We start from the raw sequence: 7,439 nt of genomic DNA on the forward strand, positions 1-7,439 counted from the left end.
CTTCGACCTGGCGAAATTCGTCGTCGGCGCGGAGGGCACGTTGGTCGTCGCGACCAGGGCGCTGGTCGACCTGGTGCCCAAGCCTCGGCGCACCGCGTTCGCGGTCGGCCACTTCACCTCCGTCGCGGCGGCGATAGCAGCGACCGAGGACGCGCTGGCGTGCGACCCCTCACAGGTCGAGCTGATGGACAAGACGATCCTCGACCTGTCGCGCCAGCGGATCGAGTACGCCGACCTCGGCCGGTCGCTCGGAGGCGACCCGGCAGCCCTCCTCTTCGTGTCCTTCACCGGCGACGACGAGAAGGCCCTGGTGGCCGACCTAGAGCGGCTCGACGCCCGGTGGCGCAGGCACGGGCACGGCTACCACACGCTGCGCGCGGTGACGGCGGCGCAGCAGTCGGCGCTGCTGAAGGTGCGCAAGTCCAGCCTCGGCCTGCTGATGGCCGCGTCGGTGGGCACGCGCCGGCCGCTCGCGTTCGTCGAGGACACTGCAGTGCCGCCCGAGCATCTGGCGGCGTACACCGAGAGGTTCCGTGCCGTGCTCGACCGGCACGGGCTGACCGCCGGCTTCTACGGCCACGCGTCGGTCGGCTGCCTGCACGTGCGGCCGTTCGTGGACGTCACCGACCCGACGCAGGTGGCGGCGATGCGAGCCGTCGCGACGGAGGTGAAGGACCTCGTCGCGGAGTACGGCGGTGCGAACTCCAGCGAGCACGGCGACGGGCTGGTGCGCAGCGAGTTCAACCGCTCGATCTTCGGCGACGACCTCTACCAGGCGATGCGCGAGGTGAAGGCGCTCTTCGACCCGGCGAACGTCTTGAACCCCGGCAAGATCGTCGACTCGCCGGCGATGACCGAGCACCTGCGCGACCCGGCGCTGCCGCCGGCCCGACCGCTACGGACGCACCTGACCTTCGACGTGGTCGGCGGGATGCGCGGGGCAGCCGACCGGTGCATGAACATCGGGCTGTGCCGGAAGACGACGTCCGGCGTCATGTGCCCGTCGTACGTCGCCACGCTGCAGGAGGAGCACTCCACGCGGGGCCGGGCCAACGCGCTGGTGAAGGCGCTCAGCGAGCCCGACCCGGCGGCGGCGCTGGGCAGCGACGAGCGGCTGCACGAGATCCTCGACCTGTGCCTGATGTGCAAGGCGTGCAAGAGCGAGTGCCCGCTCGGCGTGGACATGGCGACGCTGAAGTCCGAGACGCTGGCGCACCATCACGAGGCCCACGGCACTCCCCTGCGGTCGCGCGCGTTCGGCGCGATCCGGGTGCTGAACCGGCTGGGCTCGGCGACCGCGCCTCTGTCCAACCTGCCCGGCCGGTCGCGCCCGGTGCGGGCGGTCATGGGTCGACGGCTGGGCGTCGCGCCGCAGCGGCCGCTGCCGGTCTTCACGCGGGACACGCTGGTGCGGTGGTTCGGCCGGCGGCCCGGTCCGACAGGTGAGGCGCAGCGCGCTGGTGCGAGGGGCACCGTCACCTTCCTTGCCGACTCCTTCACGACCTTCACCGAGCCGGGGGTCGGACGGGCCGCGATCGAGCTGCTGGAGCTGGCCGGCTGGACGGTGCGGCTCGAGGCCGGCGGCTGCTGTGGCCGGGCCAGCCTGTCCAAGGGGCTGGTCGAGGACGCGAAGGCGAAGGCGTCGCGGCTGGCCGGCCTGCTGACGGCCCCTGGGGCAGCAGGCACCCCCGTCGTGGGGTGCGAGCCGTCGTGCGTCTGGACGCTGCGCGACGAGCACCGCGCGCTGCTGCCCGACGACCCCCGGGTGCGCGACGTGGCCGGGCGGGTCCGGCAGGTCGAGGAGCTGCTGACCGAGGCGATCGACGACGGCGGGCTGGTGCTGCGGCCCGACTCGTGGCTGGCCGGACGGCGGGTGCTCTACCACGGCCACTGCCACCAGAAGGCCGAGGTCGGCACGGCGGCCACGGTGGCTCTGCTGTCGCGGATCCCCGGTGCCGAGGTGGTCGAGCTGGACGCCGGGTGCTGCGGCATGGCCGGGTCGTTCGGCTTCGAGGCCGAGCACTACGAGGTGTCGATGGCGGTAGGAGCGGACCGGCTCTTCCCCGCGGTGCTGGCCGAACCGGGCGACACCGTGGTGGCTGCCACCGGCGTGTCGTGCCGCCAGCAGATCGCCCACGGCACGATGCGCCGCGCGCAGCACCCGGTCGAGCTGCTGCGCAGCGTCGTCGGGGGCTGACCGCCGCCTGCTGGGACGGCCGTGATGCGCACCGTCACCTTAGGCCTTTTCTCCGCCCTGATCGACTCGTGCGCGGCGGCTCTCGTGCCCTGCAGTCGTCGCCGACCCCCGCTGGTGCGGCTCCGCCGGCCCGAGCATGACCTCGACGCCGACGGGCCACGCCGCCAGCACGAGGTCGGCAGCATCGACGAGATCGGGGACCTGCTGGCAGGGTGACCGGTATGTCCTTCAGCTACCCACCGTCGAGGTACGACGGCAACGGCGAGGTGTCAGGCGCCTTCCGGCCCGACGCCACACCACGCGAGATCGACAACGGCGACCGCGGTGGAGCCCGGTACCTGGCGACCGGCGAGAGCACCGGTGGCGCGCTCGGGCTCTATCGATGGGAGATGGGCCCGCAGCCGGGCGGCCCGTCGGGGCACTTCCACCGCACGATCACCGAGTCGTTCTACGTCCTGTCCGGCGAGGTGCGCCTCTACGACGGCGACTCCTGGCGCACCGGGCGGCCGGGCGACTTCCTCTTCATCCCGCCCGGCGGCATCCACGGCTTCCGCAACGAGTCGGGCGAGCCCGCGACGATGCTGATCCTCTTCACGCCCGGCGCGCCGCGCGAGGACTACTTCGAGACGCTGGCCGACCCGGAACGCCGAGCCGCGCTCGAGGACGAGGACGCCGCCCGCGAGTTCTACCTGCGGCACGACACCTACTGGACGTAGGCCAGGCTCACGGCCCGGCCGGCCGCTCCGGCGCGGCCGACGCTCAGTGCCCGGCCGACGCTCACGGCGCGGCCGGGTCCACGCTGTCGGCCCCGACCGGCTCGGCCCACACCGGTCGCGGGATCAGGCAGAAGGGGTGACCTGCCGGGTCGGCGAAGACCCGCGAGCCAGCACCGGGCTCGCTGAGGACCCGCGCACCGAGCGCGAGGACCGCCGCCTCCGCCAGCTCAAGGTCGTCGACCATCACGTCGAGATGCATCTGCTGCGGCAACGCCGGGTCAGGCCAGGACGGTGGCACGAAGTCCGGGGCCAGCTGGAAGGCCAGCCCCGACGTGCGGTTGTCGCGGGACACGACGACGAAGTCGTCCTCGGCGAACGTCACCGGCTGGCCGAGCAGCTGCGCGTAGAACTGCGCGAGGCCCCGCGGGTCCGGGCAGTCGATGACGAGGTGGTGGAGTCGACCGATCACCCCGCCGAGCCTAGGGCCGCACTGGGACCACCTCCCTCCAGGTCCGCGCGGACCTGCCGGCAGATGGCGCGGACCGTGTCCGGCGGCACCATCCGGGACAGGCCGTCGAGGAGGAGCTCGGCCATCGCGTAGCCGGGCTCGCAGGCCAGCGCGCGCTCGGCCGCGAGCAGGGCCAGTGCGCCGCTCCCGTCGGAGTAGGCCGCCCAGGCGAGCACCGTGCAGATCGGCGCGGCGTCCTCCTCGGTGGCACGCCGGGCGATCTCACCGAAGACCGCGACGAGCAGCGGTCCGTCGTGGTCGAGGACGAACGTCATGACTTCGTCGCGGGTGCGCTTGTCGTGCAGACCGACGGCGACCAGCGAGGCGTCCTCCTGGTCGATCGCGGTCCCGCCGTCCGACCAGGCGTCCAGCAGCCTGAGCAGGGTGCCGACCACCAGGTCACGCGCGCCGTCCCGGCCGAGGGCGTCGGACACGGCCAGCAGCCGGTCGCCGGCCTCGGTGGCGCCTTGCCGGCGGGTGGCGACGGCCACCGCGTGGTCGGACGGCTGGAAGGTGCGCCGCAGGTCGTCCCGGCTCGGCAGCACGCTGCTGCCCAGCAGGACGGCTTCGGCCGCGTAGCGGGCCGCGGCCGGTGTCGGCTCGGCGGCTATCGGCGTGCCCCCCGTCGGGCAGCACGTGCCGTCGGCGCAGTGGTAGGAGTACCAGGACCCGCCATGCACCAGGAGCGCCTCGAAGACCCCGATGCGCTTCCTCACGAGCCGCTGGGTGAGCAGCTCGACGAGCGCCTCCCGCGGCAGCGCCAACGAGTTGCGCCGCGTGCCGGCCCCGCTGCCGGCGCCGCGGCTCGGCCTCACGTCACCGCTGCGGGTCACGACGCCGATCGGTGGCGGGCCCACGGTCGTGCCGGAGGAGCCTTGGGTCCTCGACGGCTGCTCGGTGTAGACGACGAGAAGCGCACCCGTCGCCTTCATCGCCCGGATCCGCTGCTCGACCATGTCGACGAGGACTGGGTCGTGCTCCTCGGCCGGCAGGTCGAAGCGCATCACCAGCCGGTCGCGGTTGCGCGGGCCGTCGAGGCACACCACGACCAGGCTCTCGGTCGGGTGGAAGCCCAGCCGGTGCGGCAGCACGCCGATGATGTCGGCCGGGCCGCTGATCTTCACCACGCTGCGCTGTCGCTCGGTCTGCTGCTCCGGCCACCGGTCCCGTGACGTCGTCATCCCACGACCCTGATGCACGATAGGGGTGCGTCGGCCGTTGTCCACAGCTCGAGGCCTTCGAGGGCGTTGCCGTCGGCCTGTGGACGACCGCGGCCGCCACGGGTGCAGGAGGGACCCGGCATGATGGCGCGGTGGCGGACGTCCTGGTGACCGAGGAGGTGGCGGCGTCTCCGGACACGGTCTACGCGATGGTCAGCGACGTGACACGGATGGGCTCGTGGAGCCCGGAGACGACGGCGTGCCGGTGGATCGGCGGTGCCACCGCGCCGGCCGTGGGGGCCCGCTTCCGCGGAACCAACAAGCGCGGTCCGCTGCTGTGGCAGACCACCTGCACCGTCACGGCCGCCGAGCCGGGTCGTCGGTTCGCGTTCGACGTCGCGTTCGGCCCGGCCGCGATCGCGAGCTGGGCCTACGACATCGAGCCGGTCGAGGGCGGCTGCACCGTCACCGAGTCGTGGTCGGACCGCAGGGCCGGCGCGATGCGAGCGGCCTCGATGCCGGTCATGGGCATCCGCGACCGCGCTGCGCACAACCGGCGCGGCATGGTCGCCACCCTGGCCGCGCTCAAGGCCGCGGCCGAGCCGGCCTGACGACCTGGCGGAAGCGCGAAGCCCCGCTCACCCGGGTCGACGGGCCGCCGCGCCGAACCCGGCGTCGCGCGCCTTGACGATGGCCGCCGACCGGTCCGGCACCTGCAGCTTGCCGAAGATGTTCGACACGTGGTTGCGCACCGTCTTCAGCGACAGCATGAGGTCGTGCGCGATGGCCGCGTTGCCGCGACCTGCGGCGATCAGCTCCAGCACCTCGCGCTCCCTCTCGGTCAACGAGGGGAACGCGGCGCGGCTGGACCCGTCACCCCGGGCGAAGTGCTCGATCACCCGGACCGCGACGGACTGACCTAGCAGCACCTCGCCCGCGGCGACCGCCCGGATCGCGCGGAGGATCTCGTCCTGGTCGGCTCCCTTGAGCAGGTAGCCGCGCGCCCCGGCACGCATCGCCGAGAACACCGACTCGTCGTCCTCGAACATCGTCAGGACCAGCACGCCGACCGAGGGGTCGATGGCCAGCAGCCGCCGGGTCGCCTCGATGCCGTCCAGGCCCGGCATCCGGAGGTCCATGACCACGACGTCCGGGGCGAGCTCGAGGCCCTTGGCGACCGCCTCGTCGCCGGACTCCGCGAGCCCGACCACCTCGACCCAGTCGCTGCTGGCGAGCATCAGCTGCAGCCCGGCCCGGAACGCCGGGTGGTCGTCGGCGACCAGCACCCTGACCGACGAGCTCACGAGATCACCGACGTCATCGGGTCACCGGGTGCGAGGAGCCGGTCGCCACCTGCACCGTCGGCTCCAGCGGCAGGACGGCGCGGACCACGGTGCCGCCCTCGGCCCGCCGGCTGATCTCGCAGGTCCCGCCGAGCTCGGCGGCCCGGTCGCGCATCGACGACCACCCGACGCCGACCCGGCCGGGGACCCACGGCCGACGTCCGTTGTCGGCGACCGTCACCTCGAGCGCCCCGTTGACCGACACGGTCACCACGCACCGCGACGCATTGGCGTGCCGCACGACGTTGGTCACCGCCTCGGTGGCGATCCGGTAGGCAGCGACCTCCACGGCCGCCGGCAGCTCGGGCGACGGCTGCGTCGACGGCCCCTCCACCTCGACGACGAGCGGCTGCTCCCCCGCCCTCGACAGGCTGGCCGCCCGCTGCCGGACGGCCGCCACCAGCCCCACCTCGTCGAGAGCGGGCGGGCGCAGGTCGTCGACCAGCCGACGGATGTCCTCGATCGCAGACCGCGCCTCGGCGCGCAGCTCAGCCACCAGCCCGCTCGCCTCCGGGGCCGCGCGACCGACCGCGTCGAGCTTGAGCACGATGGCCGCGAGCGCCGGCCCGAGGCCGTCGTGCAGGTCACGGCGCAGGCGGCGGCGCTCCTCCTCGCGGGCCGTCACCAACCGGGCGCGCGACGCCGACAGGTCCAGGTCGAGGTAGACCGCCTTGACGACGACCGCCGCGTGCCGGGCGAGGTCGTCGAGCAGCGCCTCGTCGGCCGGGGTGAACGGCCGACCCGGCGGTACGTCGACGACGAGCCGGCCGAGGCGCTCCTCGTGGTGCAGCAGGGGGACGACGAGCTGCCCCGTGCGCTGCGGCTCGGCGTCTCCCTCGCCGGGTGCGCCGGCCCGGTCCACCTCCACCGTCACCCGGTCCACCCGCAGCGCCTCGGCGACGGTGTCCGCGACGGTCCGCACCACGTCCTCCGGCCCGGCGGTCGCCGCCAGCCGGTCGGAGAGGCGGCGCAGCGCGACGACCGGGTCCGACCGGTCGCCGTACACCCAGCGCTCCACCCAGCGTCGCAGCCGCGCGTGGACCGGCAGCACGGCGACGGCCACGACGCCGACGGCCACCAGGCCGGCCGCGTCCTCACCGCCGACCAGGGCACGACCCGCGACCAGGACGGCCGCATAGATGCCGACCACGAGCAGGGTGAGCACGCCGTAGGTCACGGTACGGCTGAGCACCAGCTCGATGTCGAAGAGCCCGCTGCGGAACAGCGCTATGCCGATCGTCAACGGCAGCACCGACCCGCTCAGCACGACGCCGACCATCGTGAGGCCACCGCCGGTCGAGCCGGTCAGCCAGGCGTCGAGCCAGCAGAGCGCCAGGCCGGCCGGGATGCTCAGCGCCGCCCAGGTGAACCACAGCAGCTGCCGCCGCTCCTCGCCCTCCGACCGCTTCAACCGGCGGGCCGCGCACACCACCGCACCGACCAGCAGCGCCGGCACCGAGCCGAGGCTCAGGACCAGCGCGACGACCTCCAGCCATGTCGGCACGTCCACCGAGA

Annotated in this window: 7 protein-coding genes; 3 read left to right on the top strand and 4 right to left on the bottom strand. The window is 73.7% G+C overall.

What is annotated here, in order from left to right; all coding sequences use genetic code 11:
- Positions 1 to 2,197: FAD-linked oxidase C-terminal domain-containing protein (locus VK640_13295; protein ID HTE74158.1), on the top strand; the 2,197-nt coding region annotated here is incomplete at its 5' end.
- Between the two features lie 221 nt (positions 2,198 to 2,418).
- The gene (locus VK640_13300; GenBank protein ID HTE74159.1) at positions 2,419 to 2,913 is read left to right on the top strand and encodes a cupin domain-containing protein; all 495 of its coding nucleotides are present in this window, start codon (positions 2,419 to 2,421) and stop codon (positions 2,911 to 2,913) included.
- Between the two features lie 61 nt (positions 2,914 to 2,974).
- Here VK640_13300 and VK640_13305 read toward each other — a convergent pair whose 3' ends face one another.
- Both VK640_13305 and VK640_13310 read right to left on the bottom strand, forming a co-directional pair.
- Positions 2,975 to 3,382: a VOC family protein gene (locus tag VK640_13305; protein HTE74160.1), complete on the bottom strand. Its 408-nt coding sequence runs from the start codon at positions 3,380 to 3,382 to the stop codon at positions 2,975 to 2,977.
- Positions 3,379 to 4,602 (bottom strand): DUF4192 domain-containing protein, encoded by a 1,224-nt coding sequence (locus tag VK640_13310; protein HTE74161.1) that lies wholly within the window; start codon positions 4,600 to 4,602, stop codon positions 3,379 to 3,381. Before VK640_13310 ends, VK640_13305 begins: the two co-directional genes overlap by 4 nt.
- 131 nt (positions 4,603 to 4,733) lie before the next feature.
- Between VK640_13310 and VK640_13315 the strand changes: the two genes are divergently transcribed.
- Entirely contained in the window at positions 4,734 to 5,192 is a 459-nt protein-coding gene (locus VK640_13315; protein HTE74162.1) for an SRPBCC family protein, read from the top strand.
- A gap of 27 nt (positions 5,193 to 5,219) precedes the next feature.
- Here the strand turns inward: VK640_13315 and VK640_13320 are convergent, their stop codons facing one another.
- Both VK640_13320 and VK640_13325 read right to left on the bottom strand, forming a co-directional pair.
- Positions 5,220 to 5,885 carry a response regulator transcription factor gene (locus VK640_13320; GenBank protein HTE74163.1) on the bottom strand — a complete coding sequence of 222 codons (666 nt, stop codon included), beginning with the start codon at positions 5,883 to 5,885 and terminating at the stop codon, positions 5,220 to 5,222.
- Positions 5,886 to 5,898: 13 nt separating this feature from the next.
- Positions 5,899 to 7,439 (bottom strand): histidine kinase (locus VK640_13325; GenBank protein HTE74164.1); only part of this gene is annotated, 1,541 nt, incomplete at its 5' end.

It is taken from the genome of Actinomycetes bacterium (assembly GCA_035489715.1).
Taxonomy (GTDB): Bacteria; Actinomycetota; Actinomycetes; order JACCUZ01; family JACCUZ01; genus DATHAP01.

What these genes read in the sequence shown, in the direction of transcription:
- VK640_13300 (HTE74159.1), top strand. Translation starts at nt 2,419, where the DNA reads ATGTCCTTCAGCTACCCACCGTCGAGGTACGACGGCAACGGCGAGGTG.
- VK640_13310 (HTE74161.1), bottom strand. Translation starts at nt 4,602, where the DNA reads ATGACGACGTCACGGGACCGGTGGCCGGAGCAGCAGACCGAGCGACAG.